Genomic DNA, 21,879 nt, shown 5'->3' on the forward strand with positions numbered 1-21,879 from the left:
TTGGGGCCTCGACCAGTGGTGTGTGTCCGGCGGTGTCCTACTCTCCCACACCCTCCCGGGTGCAGTACCATCGGCGCTGTGGGTCTTAGCTTCCGGGTTCGGAATGGGACCGGGCGTTTCCCCCACGCTATGACCGCCGTAACCTTGTTACCCGTCCCAACCCTGTGGGGGTTGGTGGGAAGTTTGTGGTTACAACATCTACCATCCCTTTTTGTTGGGGTGGTTGTGGTGTTGCTGTATTCAGTTGTTGGTTCCGTGCCGTATCAAACCCCGGGTGTTGGGGGTTGTTGGTTGGGAACCACATAGTGGACGCAAGCAGAATTTGTATGTATCTGTGTGGTGTAAGTTGTTGGCCTATTAGTACCGGTCAGCTTCACGAGTCGTTAGTCCTCGCTTCCACATCCGGCCTATCAACCCAGTGGTCTGGCTGGGGGCCTCTCACACATAAATGTGTATGGAAATCTCATCTTGAAGCGAGCTTCCCGCTTAGATGCTTTCAGCGGTTATCCCATCCGAACGTAGCTAATCAGCGGTGCACTTGGCAGTACAACTGACACACCAGAGGTTCGTCCGTCCCGGTCCTCTCGTACTAAGGACAGCCCTTCTCAAATTTCCTGCGCGCGCAGCGGATAGGGACCGAACTGTCTCACGACGTTCTAAACCCAGCTCGCGTACCGCTTTAATGGGCGAACAGCCCAACCCTTGGGACCTACTCCAGCCCCAGGATGCGACGAGCCGACATCGAGGTGCCAAACCATGCCGTCGATATGGACTCTTGGGCAAGATCAGCCTGTTATCCCCGAGGTACCTTTTATCCGTTGAGCGACGGCCATTCCACAATGTACCGCCGGATCACTAGTCCCGACTTTCGTCCCTGCTCGAGATGTCTCTCTCACAGTCAAGCTCCCTTGTGCACTTACACTCGACACCTGATTGCCAACCAGGCTGAGGGAACCTTTGGGCGCCTCCGTTACTTTTTAGGAGGCAACCGCCCCAGTTAAACTACCCATCAGGCACTGTCCCTGACCCGGATTACGGGCCGAAGTTAGATGTCCAAAGTGACCAGAGTGGTATTTCAACGATGACTCCACCCGAACTGGCGTCCGGGCTTCAACGTCTCCCACCTATCCTACACAAGCCACTCCGAACACCAATACCAAACTATAGTAAAGGTCTCGGGGTCTTTCCGTCCTGCTGCGCGTAACGAGCATCTTTACTCGTACTGCAATTTCGCCGAGTTTATGGTTGAGACAGCGGGGAAGTCGTTACTCCATTCGTGCAGGTCGGAACTTACCCGACAAGGAATTTCGCTACCTTAGGATGGTTATAGTTACCACCGCCGTTTACTGGGGCTTAAATTCTCAGCTTCGCCGTGAGGCTAACCGGTCCTCTTAACCTTCCAGCACCGGGCAGGAGTCAGTCCGTATACATCGTCTTGCGACTTCGCACGGACCTGTGTTTTTAGTAAACAGTCGCTTCCCCCTGGTCTCTGCGGCCCCGATCCCCTCCACACCGCGAAGGTGTATCAAGGTTGGGGCCCCCCTTCTCCCGAAGTTACGGGGGCATTTTGCCGAGTTCCTTAACCATAATTCTCTCGATCGCCTTAGTATTCTCTACCTGATCACCTGTGTCGGTTTGGGGTACGGGCGGCTAAAACCTCGCGTCGATGCTTTTCTCGGCAGCATAGGATCACCAAATCCCCCCAAACGGGGGTCCCATCAGATCTCAGGCACCATGAGTGGCGGATTTGCCTACCACTCGCCCTACATCCTTAGACCGGGACAACCATCGCCCGGCTCGGCTACCTTCCTGCGTCACACCTGTTAATACGCTTGCCTCCCAGGATCAGGTCCCGCGCTCCACCAAAACCCTTCACCCACAAGGGGTGTCAGGCAGGTCTCGGGCGGTTAGTATCCCCTGTTCAACATGGACGGTTTTTCGCCGGTACGGGAATATCAACCCGTTGTCCATCGACTACGCCTGTCGGCCTCGCCTTAGGTCCCGACTTACCCAGGGCAGATTAGCTTGACCCTGGAACCCTTGATCATTCGGCGGACGGGTTTCTCACCCGTCTTTCGCTACTCATGCCTGCATTCTCACTCGTGTAGGCTCCACCGCTGGTTTACACCGCGACTTCACCGCCCACACGACGCTCCCCTACCCATCCAAACACCTGAACCACGAAGGCTTAGCCAATGCTTGAATGCCACAACTTCGGCGGTGTACTTGAGCCCCGCTACATTGTCGGCGCGGAATCACTTGACCAGTGAGCTATTACGCACTCTTTAAGGGTGGCTGCTTCTAAGCCAACCTCCTGGTTGTCTGGGCAACTCCACATCCTTTCCCACTTAGCACACGCTTAGGGGCCTTAGTTGGTGGTCTGGGCTGTTTCCCTCTCGACTATGAAGCTTATCCCCCACAGTCTCACTGCTGCGCTCTCACTTACCGGCATTCGGAGTTTGGCTGACGTCAGTAACCTTGTAGGGCCCATTAGCCATCCAGTAGCTCTACCTCCAGCAAGAAACACGCAACGCTGCACCTAAATGCATTTCGGGGAGAACCAGCTATCACGAAGTTTGATTGGCCTTTCACCCCTACCCACAGCTCATCCCCTCCATTTTCAACTGAAGTGGGTTCGGTCCTCCACGACGTCTTACCGTCGCTTCAACCTGGCCATGGGTAGATCACTTCGCTTCGGGTCTAGATCACGCCACTGCAACGCCCTATTCAGACTCGCTTTCGCTACGGCTGCCCCACACGGGTTAACCTCGCGACGTAACACTAACTCGCAGGCTCATTCTTCAAAAGGCACGCCGTCACAACTACAAGGCTGCTCCGACGGATTGTAAGCACACGGTTTCAGGTACTGTTTCACTCCCCTCCCGGGTACTTTTCACCTTTCCCTCACGGTACTGGTCCGCTATCGGTCATTAGGGAGTATTTAGGCTTATCAGGTGGTCCTGACAGATTCGCACGGGATTTCTCGGGCCCCGTACTACTTGGGATACTCTCACAGGCGGCACAAACACATTACGGTTACGGGACTAACACCCTCTCTGGCCGGCCTTTCAAAACCGTTCACCTATGCGCGCACATCACACCCCACCAGCCCGGCAGAACTGGTATGGAAAGTCCCACAACCCCGACCATGCAACGCCCGCCGGCTATCACACATGGAACGGTTTAGCCTGATCCGCGTTCGCTCGCCACTACTAACGGAATCACTATTGTTTTCTCTTCCTGCGGGTACTGAGATGTTTCACTTCCCCGCGTTCCCCCACGCACCCTATGTGTTCAGGTACGGGTCACCAAGTCACTCGCGCGCTCAGCGGGGTTTCCCCATTCGGACACCCTGGGATCACAGTCCGGTTATCGACTCCCCCAGGCTTATCGCAGATTCCTACGTCCTTCTTCGGCTCCTAATGCCAAGGCATCCACCGTGTGCTCTTAAAAACTTGACCACAAAGATCAAAAAAATTTCTCGAGAGAACCACAGAAACCAACCACACCCCAACACCCACGAAGGGCATCAACAGCGCAGCCAGATCCAGGTTCATATTCTTGGAAATTGCTTCTTATACAAGATGCTCGCGTCCACTATGTAGTTCTCAAACAACAACCCCAAACCACACACCCCACACACCACGCCCACAACAGCAGACGCACCCATGCATGATCGATGCAGCCAGGAAACCAGAAACACACAAACCCACAACCCCGCCAGCCCTCCCCCGAAAGGGACAACCAACAGACCATGGCCCTGTTGCCTCAGGACCCAACAGTGTGCCAAACACTAAACCGCGCCATCACCCACCCACCGTTCCAGAACCATCACTGGCTCGTACTAAGACAAGCAAAAAACACCACGACCGCTATTTGCTGATATTCCACCCTTGAGCACCCGCCACGAAACACTCGTCCGTGAAACGGGCCTTTACTCCTGACAACACCACCACCCCGCATACACGGGACAGCAACTGCTGTAGGTGCTCCTTAGAAAGGAGGTGATCCAGCCGCACCTTCCGGTACGGCTACCTTGTTACGACTTAGTCCCAATCGCCAGTCCCACCTTCGACAGCTCCCTCCCACAAGGGGTTAGGCCACCGGCTTCGGGTGTTACCAACTTTCGTGACTTGACGGGCGGTGTGTACAAGGCCCGGGAACGTATTCACCGCAGCGTTGCTGATCTGCGATTACTAGCGACTCCGACTTCATGGGGTCGAGTTGCAGACCCCAATCCGAACTGAGACCGGCTTTTTGGGATTAGCTCCACCTCACAGTATCGCAACCCTTTGTACCGGCCATTGTAGCATGCGTGAAGCCCAAGACATAAGGGGCATGATGATTTGACGTCGTCCCCACCTTCCTCCGAGTTGACCCCGGCAGTCTCCTATGAGTCCCCACCATCACGTGCTGGCAACATAGAACGAGGGTTGCGCTCGTTGCGGGACTTAACCCAACATCTCACGACACGAGCTGACGACAACCATGCACCACCTGTAAACCAGCCCCAAAGGGGAAACCACATTTCTGCGGCGATCCGGTTCATGTCAAGCCTTGGTAAGGTTCTTCGCGTTGCATCGAATTAATCCGCATGCTCCGCCGCTTGTGCGGGCCCCCGTCAATTCCTTTGAGTTTTAGCCTTGCGGCCGTACTCCCCAGGCGGGGCACTTAATGCGTTAGCTACGGCGCGGAAAACGTGGAATGTCCCCCACACCTAGTGCCCAACGTTTACGGCATGGACTACCAGGGTATCTAATCCTGTTCGCTCCCCATGCTTTCGCTCCTCAGCGTCAGTTAATGCCCAGAGACCTGCCTTCGCCATCGGTGTTCCTCCTGATATCTGCGCATTTCACCGCTACACCAGGAATTCCAGTCTCCCCTACATCACTCTAGTCTGCCCGTACCCACCGCAGATCCGGAGTTGAGCCCCGGACTTTCACGGCAGACGCGACAAACCGCCTACGAGCTCTTTACGCCCAATAATTCCGGATAACGCTTGCGCCCTACGTATTACCGCGGCTGCTGGCACGTAGTTAGCCGGCGCTTCTTCTGCAGGTACCGTCACTTTCGCTTCTTCCCTACTGAAAGAGGTTTACAACCCGAAGGCCGTCATCCCTCACGCGGCGTCGCTGCATCAGGCTTCCGCCCATTGTGCAATATTCCCCACTGCTGCCTCCCGTAGGAGTCTGGGCCGTGTCTCAGTCCCAGTGTGGCCGGTCACCCTCTCAGGCCGGCTACCCGTCGTCGCCTTGGTAGGCCATTACCCCACCAACAAGCTGATAGGCCGCGAGTCCATCCAAAACCACAAAAGCTTTCCACCAACCACCATGCGATGGAAGGTCATATCCGGTATTAGACCCAGTTTCCCAGGCTTATCCCAGAGTCAAGGGCAGGTTACTCACGTGTTACTCACCCGTTCGCCACTAATCCCCCCAGCAAGCTAGGGATCATCGTTCGACTTGCATGTGTTAAGCACGCCGCCAGCGTTCATCCTGAGCCAGGATCAAACTCTCCGTTGAAGAAAAACAGACACAACCAAGCAGGTGGAAATAACACCACACCCGGCTGCACAAAATTTGAAACCAGCTGTAAAAACCATGCCACCACGGGGTGGCAGCACAGCCAAAACAACCAATCAAAAAACAATTGGTATCAACAAACTTGGCACACTATTGAGTTCTCAAACAACAGACACATTCGAATATTCCCGGATGAAATTCACTAATTGAATTCGTATTCCGTATTTCTTCGCTGCGATGTTTCCATCATATTTCATTCATATTCACTTTCGCAAATCCGGTTATTTTCCCGGAATTCACTCGTTGAAATGAATCCGCCCAGCAGAATAAGAAGCAATTTCTCCAGTTCCACGCGGTGCGCGGCAAGAATTGCTTCTCATCAGTTGGGGGTTTGTCACCACTCAGCGGCGGCGACTCAAAAAACAATACACGCCCCCCGGCGGCCTTGCAAATCGGCCGCCGAGAGGCGTGCATCAAGCATCCGAAGGTGCTAGGGAACCAGCACCTCAACCGTGGCCAGGTTCTTCTTGCCCCTGCGCAGGAGCAAATACTGGCCATGCAGGAGTTCAGACTCGGAAATCACGGCCTCAGGATCCGAGACTTTCTCGTTGTTGACGTAGGCGCCGCCCTCCCCCACGGTTCTCCGGGCAGCCGATTTGCTTTCGGAAAGTCCGGACGCCACCAGGAGGTCGACAATTCCCATCCCGTCAACCTGCACCGTGGTGGTGGGAAGTTCGGAGGTTGCCGCCTGCAGGGTTGCCTTGTCCAGAGCGGCCAGGTCGCCGTTGCCAAAGAGCGCCGCCGAGGCGGCAATGACCTTCTCGGTGGCGTCGACGCCATGCACCAGTGAGGTGACCTCGAAAGCCAACTTCCGCTGGCCTTCCCTGGCAAAGGGACGCTCCGCCACCGAAACTGCGATCTCTTCGATCTCGGCCCGGGTCAGGAAGGTGAAGACCTTGAGCCGGTCCAGGACGTCGGCATCGGACGTGTTGAGCCAGAACTGGTAGAACGCATACGGGCTGCACATGCCGGCGTCGAGCCAAATGGCGTTGCCCTCGCTCTTGCCGAACTTGGTTCCATCGGAGTTGGTGATCAAGGGGGTACCGAGGGCGTGTACGCTCTTGCCCTCCACCTTGCGGATCAGCTCCGTACCGCTGGTGAGGTTGCCCCACTGGTCGGAGCCGCCGGTCTGCAGTACGCAGCCGTAGTCGCGGTAGAGCTGGAGGTAGTCCATGCCCTGCAGGATCTGGTAGCTGAATTCGGTGTAGCTGATGCCTTCATCGGAGTTCAGCCGGGAGGCCACAGCGTCCTTGCGCAGCATGGTGCCCACCCGGAAGTGCTTGCCCACTTCACGCAGGAAGTCGATGGCGCTCAGCGGCGCCGTCCAGTCCAGGTTGTTCACGATCCGTGCAGCATTGTCCCCATCGAAGCTGAGGAAGCGGCTGACTTGGGCCTGAAGGTAGCCGACCCACTCCGCAACAGTGTCCTTGGTGTTCAAGGTGCGCTCCGCCGTCGGACGGGGATCGCCGATCATGCCGGTGGAGCCGCCAACCAGCCCCAGCGGTTTATGCCCGGCCAGCTGGAGCCGCCGCATGACCAGCAGCTGGACCAGGTTGCCCAGGTGCAGGCTCGGTGCGGTGGGGTCGAAGCCGCAATAGTAAGTGACCGGCCCATTGGCGAGGAGCTTCTCCAGCTCAGCTTCGTCGGTGGAGACATGGACCAGCCCACGCCACTTCAGTTCCTGCCAAATGTTGGCGAAAGTGGGGTCGTTGCGCTGCGGTTCGAGATTGTTCAGTTCTGGCACGCTTCCTAAGTTAGCAGTAACGCCGAGACCCCGGTCAGCCGGCTATTCCGGCCGGTACCGGTTCTGCGGCAATCAACCGAAGCCGCTGCGTGGCTCGGGTCATGGCGACGTAGAGATCCCCACCTTGCCGTGCTCGTGGTTGAGCATGACGGAAGGTTCCAGCACCACCACACCGTCGAACTCCAGTCCCTTCGCCTCACGCGGGCTGATCACTACGATGTCCTGTTCGTAGCTTCCCGCGCCCGTACCGATCCGCCGGCCATAGGCCGCACGCAGGGCTGAAGTTGCCTGGGGCAGGAGGTCACCGTCGGCGATGACGGCGAGCAGGCCGCCGTCGAGCGCTCCCAACTCCTCCGGGAGGACCTCGAGGAGCCGGTCCACCACGCCGCCGGCAGCAACCTCATCGATGATGGGTGACCAGCGTCCTTCACGCACGGCCTTGGGTGCGGACACCACAAGGCCGGCGGCGTTGGCCATCCTGACCGCGGCCTCGGCGATCTGGGACGGCGTACGGTAATTGACCGTCAGCTCTTCGAGCTGCCACCGGTCACCGAACATCGGGGCGAGTGCGCCCTGCCAGGAGTTGGCACCGGCCACGGAACTGGTCTGGGCGATGTCCCCCACGATGGTGAAGGACTTCAGCGGGCAGCGCCGGACCAGCAGCCGCCACTGCATGGGCGAGAGTTCCTGCGCCTCGTCCACCACGATGTGCCCGAATGCCCAGGTCCGGTCACTCGTGGCACGCTCGGCGGCGGTCTGCCGGGCGCCCTGTTCCTGGTTCTGTTCAGCAAGCTCCTCAGCGGACATCAGCGGGTCCACGCCGGCGGCCTGCATGTTGACCAGGGTCTGTTTTGCGTTGGCAAGGTCCCGGGCCCGGTCGTGCTCCTGCTGGGCCAGCCCCCGCCCGGCGGCCGGGTCCAGCTCGCCCAGCAGCTCGGCGGCCTCATCCAGCAGCGGCACGTCCGGCTCGGTCCACGGAGCGTCGGCCGGCCGCAGCAGCAACGCACGCTCCTCCGGCGTCATGTTGGGGGTGCAGAATTCCAGGATTTCCGGCTTGCTGAAGAGGTCCGAGATCAGCTTCTCCGGTGTCATGGGCATCCAGCACAGGTTCAGCGCGATCCGCACGTCACGGGCAGTTCGCACATCCTCGGCGAGGTACGACCGGTCCGCGTTGTTCCCGATGCTCCCGGCCTCAACGAGTTCGGTCATCTGCTCGGTCAGCTCGCGCAGCAGGATCTTGACGAACGTCACGCGTGCCTCGTTGTATGGCTTCCCGGTGGCGCGTGCACGTTCCCGGGCACGGCGGACCTGCCGGGGCGTCAAGGTCAGCTTGCGGCCGTCCACCTCGAGGATCCGGTTCCGGGCGGGGACGCGCATCCGGTTGGACACGGCGTTGGCCACGATGGCAGCCATGTCCAGGCGCCCCTTGATGGCCGCCACGTCAGCGTTGGTTTCCGGTACGGCGTGGATGCCGGGCATCAGGCGGCCAACGCTGGCCATGACAACCCCGGTCTCGCCGAGTGAGGGCAGCACCCGTTCGATGTATTTCATGAACGACGACGACGGCCCCACCAGCAGGACGCCGGCGCTTTTGAGCCGGTCACGATGGGTGTAGAGCAGGTACGCGGCGCGGTGCAGCGCCACGGCGGTCTTGCCCGTGCCTGGGCCGCCCTGGACCACCACGGCACCGGAGATCGAGGACCGGATGATGCGGTCCTGCTCGGACTGGATGGTGCTGACGATATCCGACATGCGGCCGGTCCGCTTGGAGTTCAGGGCAGCGAGCAGTGCCCCTTCGCCCTGGAGCGATTCGGCGTCCGTCAGCATGCCTGCGTCCAGGACGTCGTCCTCGATGGCTTTAACGTCGCGGCCCTGCAGGATCAGGTGCCGGCGGCGCCGCACACCCTGCCGGTCGAAGGCGGTGGCCTGGTAGAAATGGCCGGCTTCGGGTGCCCGCCAGTCCACCATCAACCGCTGCAGGTCCTCGGTGGTCAGTCCGATGCGCCCGATGTACTGGGCCTCGCCGGAATCCAGGTCCAGCCGGCCGAAAACCAGCCGGTCATCCACGGCGTCCAGCTGGGCCAGGCGGTCCTCATACAGTGCGGCGAAAGCATCACGTTCGGAGACGTTTTGCATGGTGCCCACGGCTCCGGCACGGCGGACCTGCGCCAGTTGGCGGCGCTTTTCCTCACGGAGCTCCTCCAGCCGGGCATACAGGCCGGCAACATAGTCCCGTTCGTGGGCCAATTCGGCGTCGAGCATCAACGTTCCCCTATCGCGAAAGACAGACCGTCCATTCTACAACCATTTCGATTAACGCAGGCGAAACGTGCCGGTCCCGGGCGGCCCACCGACTGCCGGCCTCCGGGTCCGCGGTTTGGCTGCCTTGTATTTGGAAACCGTGGGGTCGCCGGTGAGCCAAAACCGCCAGGCGTAGCGGTCCGATCCCCCGGCCCCGGCCACGCCCACGCGCGGACCGGAGCTGACGGGACCGGCCGGACCGGAGGGAAGCTCCAGCCCGAACGGCGGTGCCAGCGCATCCCGGCCGCTGTCCGCCGTCGTCATGCCCAGCGCCTTGGCCAGGCGGGCCGGGCCGCTGGCAAGGTCGGCGGGGGTTTTCGACCTCGGACGCCGGCGTTGCGCCAGGTCCAGCCCGCCGACGATTTCCCCGGCCCGCAGCAGCAGGGCGGAAGCCACCCCGTCGGGTCCGCACACGATGTTGGTGCAGTGATGCATGCCGTAGGTGAAGTAGACGTAGAGGTGCCCGGCGGGACCGAACATCGGCGCGTTGCGGGGCGTCGGGCCACGGTAGGTGTGCGAGCCGGGATCTGGATGCAGGGAGTCCTCCGGCCCAAGGTAGGCCTCCACCTCGGTCAGCCGCACGGACACGGTGCCGTCCCGGGACTCGCGGGTCAGCACGGCGCCAAGCAGCAGCGGCGCGAGTTCACGGGCGTCCCCGGACAGGAAATCCCGGAGCGGGCCGGTGGTTGAAGGGCTCTCATCCATTGCTCGACTGTACCCAGAAAGTAGCGGTTCCCACGGGAAGCAACGGGCATCCGGCGCCAACCACGGCCATGTCCGATTTCCGCTAGTAGCAGTGGTGCGGGGCTGGCAGGATGGAGGAATGGACTTCTGGCAGCGCTACCGGGCAATCGATGCCCGCGACCCCCGGTTCGACGGCCAGTTCTTCACAGCCGTCCGCACCACCGGGATCTACTGCCGGCCCTCGTGCCCGGCCCGGACGCCAAAGGCCTCGAATGTGACGTTCTACGAGACGTCCGCGGCCGCGCACGAGGCAGGGTACCGGGCCTGCAAGCGCTGCCTGCCGGAGGCTGTCCCGGGGACACCCGCCTGGAATGTGCGCCAGGACGTTGCCGGCCGGGCGATGCGCCTGATCAACGACGGCGTCATCAACCGGGACGGCGTGGCTGGTCTTGCTGCCCGGCTGGGCTACTCCGCCCGGCAACTCAACCGCATCCTCGGCCAGGAACTGGGTGCCGGACCTTTGTCGTTGGCCCGGGCGGCGAGGGCACAGACGGCGCGCACCCTATTGGTGTCCACGTCCATGAAGTTTGCGGATGTGGCCTTCGCTGCCGGTTTCAGCAGCATCCGGCAGTTCAACGACACCATTGCCGAAGTCTTCGACCTGACCCCCACGGCACTGCGGCGGACCACCCGGCATCCGGCAGCCGCCGGGGGCGCCACCGTCTTGACGCTGAGCCTGCCCTACCGGGCGCCCTTTGATACCGGTATTTTCTCGTTCCTGGCCGTGCGTGCCATTCCGGGAATCGAGGAGGGCACGCCCACCTCCTATGCCCGGACCCTTCGCCTCCCGCACGGCGACGCCCGGTTCCGGGTGGAGTACGACGACGCCGCGCGGGGGCGGCCGCTGACCCTCACCGTCGGCGCGGTGGACCTGCGGGACCTTCCGGCGCTGCTGAGCCGCGTGAGGCGGCTGTTCGACCTGGACGCGGACCCGGAAGCGATTGACGGCACCCTTGCTGCGGACCCCCGGCTGGCGGACTCCGTTTACGCTGCCCCCGGGATGAGGCTGCCCGGGGCGCTGGACCCGCAGGAACTGTTGGTGCGCGCCATGGTGGGGCAGCAGATCACGGTGGCGGCCGCCCGGACCGCACTCACGCAACTCGCCGCCGCCGGCAGCCCCGCCAGTGCCCCCGGCGGCGGCCTGGAACGCCTGTTTCCGACGCCGGCCCAGGTCGCCGCAGCGGGGCATTTGCTGCGCGGTCCCCGGCGAAGGATCGAATCGCTGCTCAACGCGGCGGATGCGATGGCCGGCGGGCGGCTCGAGTTCGGGTACGGCGACGATGTGCCAGGCCTCACCGCGGCCCTGCTTCCCCTGCCGGGGGTGGGACCATGGACGGTGGGATACGTGGCAATGCGCGTCCTGGGCGCCCCGGACATCTTCCTCGCCAACGACGCCGCCGTCCGGAACGGCATCCGCGCCCTCGACACCGGAGGCCACACCCTCACACCGGACTTCAGGGAAACCAGCCCTTGGCGTTCCTACGCCACCATGCACTTGTGGCGCGCCGCGGCACGGCCCGCCATTCCATCCTCCACCCCCGCGAAAGGGATGCCATGAAAGACCAACTGCTGCAACTGTCCACCCCGGACGGTCCGTTTACCATCCTCGCCAGGGACGGCATGGTCCTGGCCTCGGGATGGACGGCCGGCCTGCCGGAGTTGATCGGGCAGGTCCACCCCGCGCTGCGCCCCGGGGACGTGGAGGAGGTGGCCGGCCTGGCGGGTATCTCGTCCGCCGTCGAGGCCTTCTACGACGGCGACCCGGCGCCCGCCATGGCAGTCCCGGTCCTGCAGCGGTCCGGGCCGTTCCGCGCGCACGCCTGGGATGTGCTGCGGGAGGTCAAACCGGGTTTCCCGGTGACGTACAGCGAGTACGCGGCCCTGGCAGGGAACCCCAAGGCGGTGCGGGCGGCGGCCAGTGCGTGCGCCTTCAACGCGGCGGCGCTTTTTGTCCCATGCCACCGGGTGATCCGGACTGACGGCTCTTTGGGCGGGTTCCGCTGGGGCCTGCGTATCAAGGAGAGCCTGCTGGCCCGCGAGGCCGCGTAGGGCTACTTGGGGTCCGGCATCGCCGATGGCCAGGGCAGCAGCTCCGGGAGGTCCGTGCCGTCGCCGGCGGCGGTGGCCCGCAGGCTGTCCAGCGATGGCTGCCTGCCTGCGAGCCATGCGGCGATGTCAGTGACCATGCCGCTGACGACGACGGTGCTGCCGCTGGCGCCGAGGCCCAGCGGCGGCAGGGCCACGGGCTGCAGGACCAGCCGGGTTCCCGTGGGAACCCGGGCGGCCAGGAAGTCGAAGAGGTGCGAGCAGAAAGCCCCGTTCCAGGTTTCGGGGCCCGTGCCGGCGTCCAGGTCCGAGGTGTGGATGACTAGTTCGCGCCACAGCGCCAGCCCGGCGTCGTAGATGACTCCGTCGCGGAAGGTGATGGGCGTCTGCCACTCAGGACCGGTCAGAGCATCAAAGGCGGCCAGCGCCCGGTTGAGGGCGGCAGTGACGTCGGCGCGATGCTGGCCGAGGCTGTGCCCCGCCGCCAGATCGATGGCACGGTTGCGTCCCTCCACGCCGCCGTCGTAGAGCGCCACCTTTTCGCCGCGGCGGCCGTGCTCCACCTGCCGTGCGAGGGCGTCGCAGATGCCGGCGATGTGGGCCAGCAGGTGGCCGCGGCTCCAGCCGGGAAGCTTTGACGGCGCCTTTTCGCCGCCGTCGGGAAGGCGGTCCCGGGCGGCGGCAAGCGCGTCGGCCGCCTTGTGCAGTTCGGCCTGGAGCGCCGCAGGGGAAGGTGAGGTCATGCGGCCAGCCTAGCGGAGCGCCCGGCGCGCCGGCGGCTATTCCAGCGGCGTTCCGTCCGGGCCAACGCGGTGCCGGACGTGCCGCCCGTCGGCGGCTGCCTGCCAGAACTCAATCTCGCGAGGCTGGAGTGCGTAGAGCTGCCAATTCGGGTTGTCGGTGCCGTCTGCGCGGGGCCGTTCGTGCCAGTCGAGGCTGGAGGCTTCGGCGGAGAGCCCGGTCACCGTCCCGGCGAGCCGGACCTGCCGGCCGAGGCGTGGCCAGTAAAAGTTCATCGCGGCCCTGGGCTCCGCCGTGAGTTCCCTGCCCTTGCGGGAGGTGCGGGACGTGGCGAAGTGCCAGCCGTCGTCGTCAATGTTCTTCAGGATCAGCATCCGGGAAGACGGCTGCGGGCCACCGCCGGACGCGGCATCCACCGTGGCGAGGCTGAACGCGTGCGGCTGCTGCTCCCCCGCATCCAAGGCCTCGTCCAGCCATTGTTTGAAGAGCAACGCCGGATCCTGTGGGGCACTGCCTGGATCGAATGCGGGCAGGTCGGCCGGGAAATCAGGCAGCGTGCGAAGGAACTTCCGGAACGTTTCGCTCATGGACCCAGCCTAGCCACAAGCGGGTTGCGGCAAGCCCAACCACCCCGTTACCTTTTTCGTAGCCCGTTCCTGTTGCAGGATGAGGGTGTGCTGGCCTGCCGGCCCCGGCATGATTGCCGCCCCCAGTCGTCAATGATCCGGGGGGTGTTGTCACCGGGGTCCGGTAGGTGCCGGAGAGACCGCTAATAGAGGCAGGACAGTTTGGGATCGTCGTGCGTAACGTGGATGCCGGGCTCTGACACCGAGGACAGCCCAGCACAGGTATCAGCTGCTGCGACTGGGAGGTACAGGTGATCGGAAACCACGAAAGCATTGATGTCTTCATCGGCTTGGACGTCGGCAAGGGCGAGCACCACGCCGTTGCCGTGGACCGGGCCGGGAAGAAGCTCTTCGACAAGGCTTTACCCAACGACGAGCTCAGGCTGCGCGAAATACTGGCGTCGCTGGACAACCACGGCAGGATCCTGCTCGTGGTTGACCAGCCCGCGACGATCGGTGCGTTGCCGGTCGCGGTCGCCCAGGCCGCCGGTGTCACCGTCGGATACCTTCCCGGGCTGGCGATGCGCCGGATCGCGGACCTGCACCCCGGCGAAGCGAAAACCGACGCAAGGGACGCGTTCATCATCGCCGCAGCGGCCCGGACCATGCCCCACACACTGCGATCCATCCAGATCGCCGACGAACAACTCGCCGAACTGACCATGCTCTGCGGCTTCGACGACGACCTGGCCAAACAGGCCACCGCGACATCGAACCGGATCCGAGGCCTCCTGACCCAGATCCATCCGGCACTGGAGCGTGTCCTCGGCCCGCGCCTGGACCACCCTGCCGTGTTGGATCTGCTGCGGACCTGGCCGACCCCCGAAGCCCTCCGCCATGCCGGCCGGCGCAGGATCGGGAACCGGCTCAAGAAGCTCGCACCCAGGATGGGTGAACGTCTTGCCGGCGAGATCATCGAGGCCCTGGACCAGCAAACGGTGACAGTGGTCGGAACGAACGCTGCGACCATCGTGCTGCCCCAACTGGCGCGGATGCTCGCCGATATCCGCGAATCGCGGGACACCGTTTTCGCCCAGGTTGAAGCCCTCGTGGAGGCCCACCCTCTTCACCCGGTCCTGACGTCGCTCCCGGCGGTCGGCGTCAGGACCGCAGCACGGATCCTCACCGAGATCGTCGGGAAGGACTTCGCCTCCGCAGGGCACCTGGCTTCCTACGCAGGCCTGGCCCCGGTGACCTGGCGATCAGGGTCTTCCATCCGCGGTGACCACCCATCCCGGAAGGGAAACAAGATTCTCAAAAGAGCCCTGTTCCTCTCCGCCTTCGCGGCCTTGAAGGATCCGCTGTCGAGGGCCTACTACGACCGGAAACGAGCAGAAGGCAAACGCCACAATCAGGCTCTCATCGCCCTCGCCCGCCGCCGCTGCGACACCCTCTACGCCATGCTCAGGGACAGCACCTTCTACGAACCCCGGCAACCCTCAGCCGCTTGACGAAAACCATAGAGGCACCCCCCACACCCCCAACGCCCGCTCACTTCCTGCCCTTAAACCCCAACGCCCGCTCACTTCCGTAAAGAAAGTGAGCGGGCGTTGCCTCAAAACCGGCAGGAAGTGAGCGGGCGTTTCAGCCGGCGTACGCCCGGACGTCCGCGAGTTCGCCTTCCAGGGCGACAAGCTGGCGTTCGACGGCGGCCGGTGCCGTACCGCCCTGGGAGTTGCGGCTGTTCAGCGATCCCTCAGTGGAGAGCACCGTGCGGACCTCCGGGGTGAGGTGCTCCGATATGGCGGCGTACTCCTCATCCGTCAGGTCCCACAGCTCAACGCCGCGGGACTCGGCCTGCTTGACCGCGGCACCGGAGAGCTCGTGCGCCTCCCGGAACGGCACGCCCTGGCGGACCAGCCATTCGGCGATGTCCGTGGCCAGCGCAAAGCCCTGGGGCGCCAAGGATTCCATCCGTTCAGTGTTGAACGTGAGGGTGGCGATCATGCCGGAGACGGCCGGGAGCAGCAGCTCCAGGGTGTCGGCGGCGTCGAATACCGGTTCCTTGTCCTCCTGCAGGTCGCGGTTGTACGCGAGCGGCAGGCCCTTGAGCGTAGCCAGCAGCCCGGTCAGGTTGCCGATCAGGCGTCCTGCCTTGCCGCGGGCAAGCTCTGCCACGTCCGGGTTCTTCTTCTGCGGCATGATCGAGGACCCCGTGGAGTACGAATCATGCAGCGTAACGAAGGAGAACTCCTTGGTGGCCCAGAAGATGACTTCCTCGGAGATCCGGGACAGGTCCACGCCGATCATCGAGCAAACCCAGGCGAACTCGGCGAAGACATCGCGGGACGCGGTGCCGTCGATGGAGTTGTGCGTGGCGGAGTAGAACCCGAGGTCCGCCGCCACCGCTTCGGGGTCCAGCCCCAGCGAGGAGCCGGCCAGCGCACCGGAGCCGTAGGGAGAGACCCCGGCCCGCTTGTCCCAGTCCTGGAGCCGCTGCACGTCGCGCAGCAGTGCCCAGGCGTGGGCCAGCAGGTGGTGGCTGAGCAGGACCGGCTGGGCGTGCTGCAGGTGGGTGCGGCCCGGCATGGCAACACCGTGGTGCGCCTTGGCTTGCTCCACCAGGGCATCCACCGTGGCCAGGACGCCCCGGGCGATGATCCTTGCATGGTCGCGCAGGAACATCCGGCCCAAAGTGGCCACCTGGTCGTTACGCGACCGGCCGGCGCGGAGCTTGCCGCCCAGCTGTGTGCCGGCCCGCTCAATCAGGCCGCGTTCCAGCGAACCGTGCACGTCCTCGTCGGACTCGGCGGCCACGTACGCGCCGGAGGCGACATCTGCATCCAGCCTGTCCAGGGCGTCCAGCATGCCTTCCAGCTCGGCGTCATCCAGCAGGCCTGCCTTGTGCAGCACACGGGCGTGCGCCTTCGAGCCGGCAATGTCATAGCGCGCCAGGCGCCAGTCGAAGTGCGTGGACTTGCTCAGCGCCGCGAGGGCGTCCGCGGGGCCGCCGGCGAACCGGCCGCCCCACAGCGCGCCGGTGTTCGTCCCCGAGCGCACCCCAACCTCGCTGCGCTCGGCCGGGGACCCCTGCGCTCGTGGGCCCTGCTTGGAATTCTGCTCAGCCATCCGGGCTACTTTCCTGCGACGCGGATGTCGCGGCCGGAGGCAACCTTGGCGGACATGCCCCACAGCTCGATGAAGCCCTTGGCCTGGGACTGGTCGAACGTGTCACCGGTGTCGTAGGTGGCCAGCGAGAAGTCGTACAGCGAGGTGTCGGAGCGGCGGCCGTTGACGATGGCCTGGCCACCGTGGAGGGTCATGCGGATGTCGCCGGAGACGTACTTCTGGGTGTCCTCGATGAAGGCGTCCAGGGAGCGCTTGAGCGGGGAGAACCACTGGCCGTCGTAGACAAGTTCGGCCCAGCGCTGGCCAACGGTGGCCTTGAAGCGGGCCTGCTCGCGCTCGATGGTGATGTCCTCCAGGTGCTTGTGCGCGGTGATCAGCGCCATGGCACCCGGGGCCTCGTAGATTTCGCGGGACTTGATGCCCACCAGGCGGTCCTCGACGACGTCGATGCGGCCCACGCCCTGGGCACCGGCGCGGCGGTTCAGTTCCTTGATGGCCTGCAGCGGGGTGACCTTGACGCCGTCGATAGCGACGGGCACGCCTGCTTCGAAGGAGATGGTGACTTCATCCGGGGCCGGCGGGAACTCCGGGGTGGCGGTGTAGTCGTAGATGTCCTTGGTGGGGGCGTTCCAGATATCCTCGAGGTAGCCGGTTTCCACGGCGCGGCCCCAGACGTTCTGGTCGATCGAGTACGGGTTCTTCTTGGTGGTCTCGATGGGCAGTCCCTTTTCCTCGGCGAAGGCGATGGCCTTGTCGCGGGTCAGGGCGAGGTCGCGGACCGGGGCGATGCACTTCAGGTCCGGGCCGAGGGTCTGGATGCCCACTTCGAAGCGGACCTGGTCGTTGCCCTTGCCGGTGCAGCCGTGGGCCACGGTGGTGGCACCGAATTCGCGGGCGGCCTTCACAAGGTGCTTGACGATGACCGGGCGGGAAATGGCGGACACCAGCGGGTAGTGGCCCTGGTAGAGGGCGTTGGCCTTCAGCGTCGGCACGCAGTATTCGTTGGCGAACTCGTCCGAGGCGTCGGCGACGTAGGCCTCGACGGCGCCGCAACCGAGGGCACGCTGGCGGATGGTTTCCAGCGATTCCCCGCCCTGTCCGACGTCGACGGCCACGGCGATGACCTCGGCACCGGTGGCTTCACCGATCCAGCCGATGGCTACTGACGTGTCCAGGCCGCCGGAGTAGGCCAGCACAATGCGTTCAGTCACTTTAAATGCTCCTTGTTGGGGTTGGTTGATGTTCTGACGTCAAGCTTATTGCCCGGCTTCCTCGGCCAGTTGCAGGAAGCGGGCTGCGAGGTCCGGGCCGCCCAGCGGATCGCGTGACACCAGCAGGACGGTGTCGTCCCCTGCGATGGTGCCCAGGATGGATGGCATCACCGAGTGGTCGATGGCCAGGGCCAGGAAGTTCGCGGCACCGGGCGGGGTCCGCAGGACGGCGATGTTGGCGGAGGCTTCCGCCGTGACCAGCAGTTCGCTGCACAGCCGGGCCAGCCGCGCGTCCAGGATTTCCTGCGTGACGCCGCTCTTCGCGGCCCGTTCACCGCCTTCGCCGGGGACGGCGTACACCAGGACGCCTTCCTTGCCACGGACGCGGACCGCACCCAGTTCCACCAGGTCCCGGGACAGGGTTGCCTGGGTGACCTGCACGCCGTCGTCCGCCAGCAGCGCCGCAAGCTCAGCCTGCGAACGAACGGACTGCCCGGTAAGGATGGCGGTGATGCGTGCCTGCCGGGCGGTCTTGGTGGCCGGGCTGCTGCCCGGGGAGGACGGCTGGGCGGTCACTGGAACGTGCTCTCCCCGGCACCTTCAACGGGGGAAAGGCCGTCAACGACGGCCAGGCCGGACCGGTGCATCAGCCAGGCCATCAGGGCCTTCTGGGCGTGCAGGCGGTTTTCCGCCTCGTCCCAGACGATGGACTGGGGTCCGTCGATGATGTCCGCTGAGATTTCGTAACCGCGATAGGCAGGCAGGCAGTGGAGCACGACGGCGTCTTCCGCGGCGAGTGCCAGGGCGTCCGAATCGACGGAGTAGTCCCGGAACAGCTGGAGCCGTGCTTCCTTCTCGGCTTCCTGCCCCATGGAAACCCACGTGTCGGTGGCCACCACGTCCGCTCCCTGCAGGGCTTCCTTCGCATCGGTGGTGACCAGCACGGAACCGCCGGTTTCGGCCGCCCGTTCCTTCGCGGCCGCCACGATGTCCGCGGCCGGCAGGTAGCCTTCCGGCCCGGCAATGCGGACGTGCATCCCGGCCGTGACGCCGGCCAGCAGGTAGGAGTTGGCCATGTTGTTGGCGGCGTCGCCGAGGTAGCTCATGGTGAGCCCCTTCAGTTCGCCCTTGTGCTCCTTGACGGCGAGGAGGTCGGCCAGGAGCTGGCAAGGGTGGTAGTCATCGCACAGGGCATTGATGACCGGGACTTTGGAGTTGGCAGCCATGGCCACCAGCCCGGAGTGCGCGCCGGTGCGCCACACGATGGTGGACACCATCCGTTCGAGGACCTTGGCGGTGTCCTCCACGGATTCCTTGTGCCCGATCTGCGCCTCGCCGGGATTGATGATCAGGGCATTGCCACCCATGTCGGCGATGCCCGTGGCGAACGAGACGCGAGTCCGGGTGGAGGTCTTGTCGAAGATGACGGCCACGGTCTTGCGTCCGCTGCGCTCAGCGGCGAACGGCTGGACGCTGTACGGAGCGGCCTTCATCCGGGCTGCGAGTTCCAGGACCTCTGCCTGCTCGGCGGGGCTGAGGTCGGTGTCCTTGAGGAAGTGCCGGGTTGCGGTGGTCACTGGGCGTCCTTAGCTGTCTGGAGGATTGCCGGGAAAGCGGCGAGGAAGGTGTCCGCCTGGGCTGTGGTGAGGATCAGCGGGGGTGCGAGGCGGATGGTGCGCGGGCCGGGGCTGTTGACGATGAAGCCTGCGTCGAGGGCGGCCTGCACGACGGCGGGGGCGACGTCGGCGTCGAGGTCGAAGCCGACCAGCAGCCCTTCACCCCGGACCTCGGTGACGCCGGGGACCGCGGCCAGTGCGGAGCGCAGGTGCGCACCCACCGCGGTGGCGTTGGCCAGGACGTCCTGGCTTTCGAGCGCGTGGAGGGTGGCCAGGGCGGCCGCCGTGGCCACCGGGTTGCCGCCGAACGTGGTGCCGTGCTGGCCGGCGGACAGCAACGACGACGTCTTCTCACCCATGGTGATCAGGGCGCCGATGGGGAATCCGCCGCCGAGGCCCTTGGCCAGGGTGACGGCGTCGGGGACGATCCCGGCGTCTTCGCTGGCCAGCCACTTGCCGGTCCGCCCGATGCCGGTCTGGACCTCGTCGAGGATCAGGAGTGCTCCCGCCTTGGTGGTGGCCTCACGGGCAGCCTGCAGGTAGCCCGGGGGCAGCGGCCGGACGCCGGCCTCGCCCTGGATGGGCTCCAGGAAGACGGCGGCAACGGTGTCATCCACTGCTGCCTGCAGCGCAGCGATGTCGCCGAACGGAATGTGCACCACGCCACCGGGCAGCGGTTCGAACGGTGCCCGGTAGGCTTCCTTGGCGGTCAGCGCCAGGGCACCCATGGTCCGGCCGTGGAAAGCGCCTTCGAGGGCGATGATTTTGCTCCGCTTGGTGTCGCCGGCGCCGGTGTTGCGGCGGGCAAGCTTGAACGCTGCCTCGTTCGCTTCCGTGCCGGAGTTGCTGAAGAACACCTTGGACCCGGCAGGGGCGTGGGTGAGCTCCAAAAGTTTCTCCGCCAAGGCCACCTGCGTGGGGCTGGTGAAGAAGTTCGAGACATGGCCCAGGGTTGCCAGCTGGCTGGCGATGACTGAGGTCACGAAGGGGTGGGCGTGGCCGAGGGCGTTGACGGCGATACCGCCGAGCAGGTCCAGGTATTCCTTGCCGTCGGCGTCCCACACCAGGCAGCCGGCGCCGCGGACCAGGACGCGCTGGGGCGTGCCGAAGACGTTCATCAGCGAGGTGGAGTAGCGGGAGAGCCACTCGGAGCCCGCGTGGCCCCTGGTTTGCACCAGTTCGGCCACCGGGGTTTCGACAAGCTCAACCTCTGCGGTGTGCTTACTCATGCGTTGTTCTCCTCGTCCGGGACCACCTGGGTGCCGATGCCCGCCGTCGTAAATGTTTCAAGAAGCATGGAGTGGGGCAGGCGCCCGTCCACGATGTGCGCGCGCTCCACGCCCTCGTCGATGGCCTTCAGGCACGCGGCCATCTTGGGGATCATGCCCGATTCGAGCCGGGGCAGCATCTTCCGCAGCTCGGAGGCCGTCAGCGATGAAATCAGGGAGGACTTGTCCGGCCAGTTGGCATACAGGCCTTCGACGTCGGTCAGGATGACCAGCTTGGAGGCGCCCAGTGCCGAGGCGACGGCGGCAGCCGCGGTGTCCGCGTTGACGTTCAGGACCTGGCCGGTGGGCTGGAAACGCCCGGCACCTGCCACGTTCTCCCCGCCGTCGACAATCTCCGGGGCGACGGTGGAGATCACCGGGATGCGGCCGGCGGCCAGGATGTCCACGATGCCCGCGGGGTCGACGCCGACCACCTCGCCCACGAGCCCGAGGTCGATGTCTTCGCCGTCCACCACGGTGCCGGTGCGGACGGCGCGCAGCAGCCCGCCGTCTTCGCCGGACATGCCGACGGCGTAGGGCCCGTGGGAGTTGATCAGGCCCACCAGTTCGCGCCCCACCTGGCCGGTGAGGACCATGCGGACCACGTCCATGGCTTCCGGGGTGGTGACGCGCAGGCCGCCTTTGAACTCGGATTCGATGCCCAGCCGCCCCAGCATGGAGTTGATCTGGGGGCCGCCGCCGTGCACCACCACCGGGTGGATACCCACGTGGTGCAGGAAGACGATGTCCTCGGCGAAGGCCCGGCGGAGTTCGTCGTTGACCATGGCGTTGCCGCCGTACTTGATCACCATGGTGGTCCCTGCGAACCGCTGGATCCAGGGCAGCGCCTCGATCAGGGTGGCGGCCTTGTCCTGGGCAGCGGACATGCTGGTGGTTTCACGCGTCTGGGTGTTCATGCTGTCACTTTCCG

General features: G+C 64.3%; 12 protein-coding genes, 3 rRNA genes and 2 pseudogenes. 3 read left to right on the forward strand and 14 right to left on the reverse strand.

Features of this window, described 5'->3' with window-relative positions; all coding sequences use genetic code 11:
• Positions 1 to 24: 24 nt before the first annotated feature.
• The 6 genes and pseudogenes from rrf to ACX5I6_RS17355 form a co-directional block, all read right to left on the reverse strand.
• Positions 25 to 141 (reverse strand): 5S ribosomal RNA (rrf, locus tag ACX5I6_RS17330).
• 195 nt (positions 142 to 336) lie between these two features.
• Positions 337 to 3,461, reverse strand: a 23S ribosomal RNA gene (locus ACX5I6_RS17335).
• Positions 3,462 to 3,997: 536 nt separating this feature from the next.
• Positions 3,998 to 5,522: ribosomal RNA gene (locus tag ACX5I6_RS17340) — 16S ribosomal RNA — on the reverse strand.
• Together the 16S, 23S and 5S rRNA genes form the textbook arrangement of a ribosomal RNA operon.
• Positions 5,523 to 6,012: 490 nt before the next feature.
• Positions 6,013 to 7,326, reverse strand: coding sequence for a tyrosine--tRNA ligase (tyrS, locus tag ACX5I6_RS17345; RefSeq protein ID WP_461841277.1), 1,314 nt, complete (start codon positions 7,324 to 7,326; stop codon positions 6,013 to 6,015).
• 34 nt (positions 7,327 to 7,360) lie between these two features.
• A pseudogene (locus tag ACX5I6_RS17350) lies at positions 7,361 to 9,588 on the reverse strand (HelD family protein).
• Between the two features lie 51 nt (positions 9,589 to 9,639).
• On the reverse strand, positions 9,640 to 10,332 hold the full coding sequence (locus tag ACX5I6_RS17355) for a DNA-3-methyladenine glycosylase (protein WP_461841278.1): 693 nt from the start codon (positions 10,330 to 10,332) through the stop codon (positions 9,640 to 9,642).
• 118 nt (positions 10,333 to 10,450) lie between these two features.
• On the opposite strand from ACX5I6_RS17355, the gene ACX5I6_RS17360 reads away from it, so the two are divergent.
• Positions 10,451 to 11,929, forward strand: coding sequence for an AlkA N-terminal domain-containing protein (locus ACX5I6_RS17360; protein ID WP_461841279.1), 1,479 nt, complete (start codon positions 10,451 to 10,453; stop codon positions 11,927 to 11,929).
• Positions 11,926 to 12,420 carry a methylated-DNA--[protein]-cysteine S-methyltransferase gene (locus tag ACX5I6_RS17365; protein WP_461841280.1) on the forward strand — a complete coding sequence of 165 codons (495 nt, stop codon included), beginning with the start codon at positions 11,926 to 11,928 and terminating at the stop codon, positions 12,418 to 12,420. The genes ACX5I6_RS17360 and ACX5I6_RS17365 overlap by 4 nt, the downstream gene beginning before the upstream one ends.
• Positions 12,421 to 12,422: 2 nt before the next feature.
• On the opposite strand, the gene ACX5I6_RS17370 is transcribed toward ACX5I6_RS17365, so the two are convergent.
• Both ACX5I6_RS17370 and ACX5I6_RS17375 read right to left on the reverse strand, forming a co-directional pair.
• Positions 12,423 to 13,160: a maleylpyruvate isomerase family mycothiol-dependent enzyme gene (locus ACX5I6_RS17370; RefSeq protein ID WP_461841281.1), complete on the reverse strand. Its 738-nt coding sequence runs from the start codon at positions 13,158 to 13,160 to the stop codon at positions 12,423 to 12,425.
• A 36-nt stretch (positions 13,161 to 13,196) separates the two neighbouring features.
• Entirely contained in the window at positions 13,197 to 13,745 is a 549-nt protein-coding gene (locus ACX5I6_RS17375; protein ID WP_461841282.1) for a pyridoxine/pyridoxamine 5'-phosphate oxidase, read from the reverse strand.
• A gap of 225 nt (positions 13,746 to 13,970) precedes the next feature.
• Here ACX5I6_RS17375 and ACX5I6_RS17380 point away from each other — a divergent pair.
• Positions 13,971 to 15,235: pseudogene (locus ACX5I6_RS17380) on the forward strand (IS110 family RNA-guided transposase).
• 133 nt (positions 15,236 to 15,368) lie between these two features.
• Here ACX5I6_RS17380 and argH read toward each other — a convergent pair.
• The 6 genes from argH to argB are packed head-to-tail and all read right to left on the reverse strand — an operon-like array spanning position 15,369 to position 21,865.
• Positions 15,369 to 16,853 (reverse strand): argininosuccinate lyase, encoded by a 1,485-nt coding sequence (gene argH, locus ACX5I6_RS17385; protein WP_285248045.1) that lies wholly within the window; start codon positions 16,851 to 16,853, stop codon positions 15,369 to 15,371.
• A gap of 5 nt (positions 16,854 to 16,858) precedes the next feature.
• A complete protein-coding gene (locus ACX5I6_RS17390) occupies positions 16,859 to 18,064 on the reverse strand; it encodes an argininosuccinate synthase (RefSeq protein WP_018763590.1) in 1,206 nt (401 codons plus the stop codon).
• Positions 18,065 to 18,109: 45 nt separating this feature from the next.
• Positions 18,110 to 18,640, reverse strand: coding sequence for an arginine repressor (locus ACX5I6_RS17395; RefSeq protein ID WP_018763591.1), 531 nt, complete (start codon positions 18,638 to 18,640; stop codon positions 18,110 to 18,112).
• On the reverse strand, positions 18,637 to 19,641 hold the full coding sequence (gene argF / locus ACX5I6_RS17400) for an ornithine carbamoyltransferase (protein WP_461841283.1): 1,005 nt from the start codon (positions 19,639 to 19,641) through the stop codon (positions 18,637 to 18,639). Before argF ends, ACX5I6_RS17395 begins: the two co-directional genes overlap by 4 nt.
• Positions 19,638 to 20,909, reverse strand: coding sequence for an acetylornithine transaminase (locus tag ACX5I6_RS17405; RefSeq protein WP_461841284.1), 1,272 nt, complete (start codon positions 20,907 to 20,909; stop codon positions 19,638 to 19,640). The genes argF and ACX5I6_RS17405 overlap by 4 nt, the downstream gene beginning before the upstream one ends.
• Positions 20,906 to 21,865 (reverse strand): acetylglutamate kinase, encoded by a 960-nt coding sequence (gene argB, locus ACX5I6_RS17410; protein WP_018763594.1) that lies wholly within the window; start codon positions 21,863 to 21,865, stop codon positions 20,906 to 20,908. The genes ACX5I6_RS17405 and argB overlap by 4 nt, the downstream gene beginning before the upstream one ends.
• Between the last annotated feature and the right edge of the window lie 14 nt (positions 21,866 to 21,879).

The organism is Arthrobacter sp. MMS24-T111 (genome assembly GCF_054888995.1).

Bases quoted from the DNA above. Each gene is read 5' to 3' on its own strand.
- ACX5I6_RS17360 (WP_461841279.1), top strand. From the start codon at position 10,451: ATGGACTTCTGGCAGCGCTACCGGGCAATCGATGCCCGCGACCCCCGG.
- argH (WP_285248045.1), bottom strand. From the start codon at position 16,853: ATGGCTGAGCAGAATTCCAAGCAGGGCCCACGAGCGCAGGGGTCCCCG.
- ACX5I6_RS17375 (WP_461841282.1), bottom strand. From the start codon at position 13,745: ATGAGCGAAACGTTCCGGAAGTTCCTTCGCACGCTGCCTGATTTCCCG.
- ACX5I6_RS17405 (WP_461841284.1), bottom strand. From the start codon at position 20,909: ATGAGTAAGCACACCGCAGAGGTTGAGCTTGTCGAAACCCCGGTGGCC.
- ACX5I6_RS17370 (WP_461841281.1), bottom strand. From the start codon at position 13,160: ATGACCTCACCTTCCCCTGCGGCGCTCCAGGCCGAACTGCACAAGGCG.
- ACX5I6_RS17365 (WP_461841280.1), top strand. From the start codon at position 11,926: ATGAAAGACCAACTGCTGCAACTGTCCACCCCGGACGGTCCGTTTACC.
- argB (WP_018763594.1), bottom strand. From the start codon at position 21,865: ATGAACACCCAGACGCGTGAAACCACCAGCATGTCCGCTGCCCAGGAC.
- ACX5I6_RS17355 (WP_461841278.1), bottom strand. From the start codon at position 10,332: ATGGATGAGAGCCCTTCAACCACCGGCCCGCTCCGGGATTTCCTGTCC.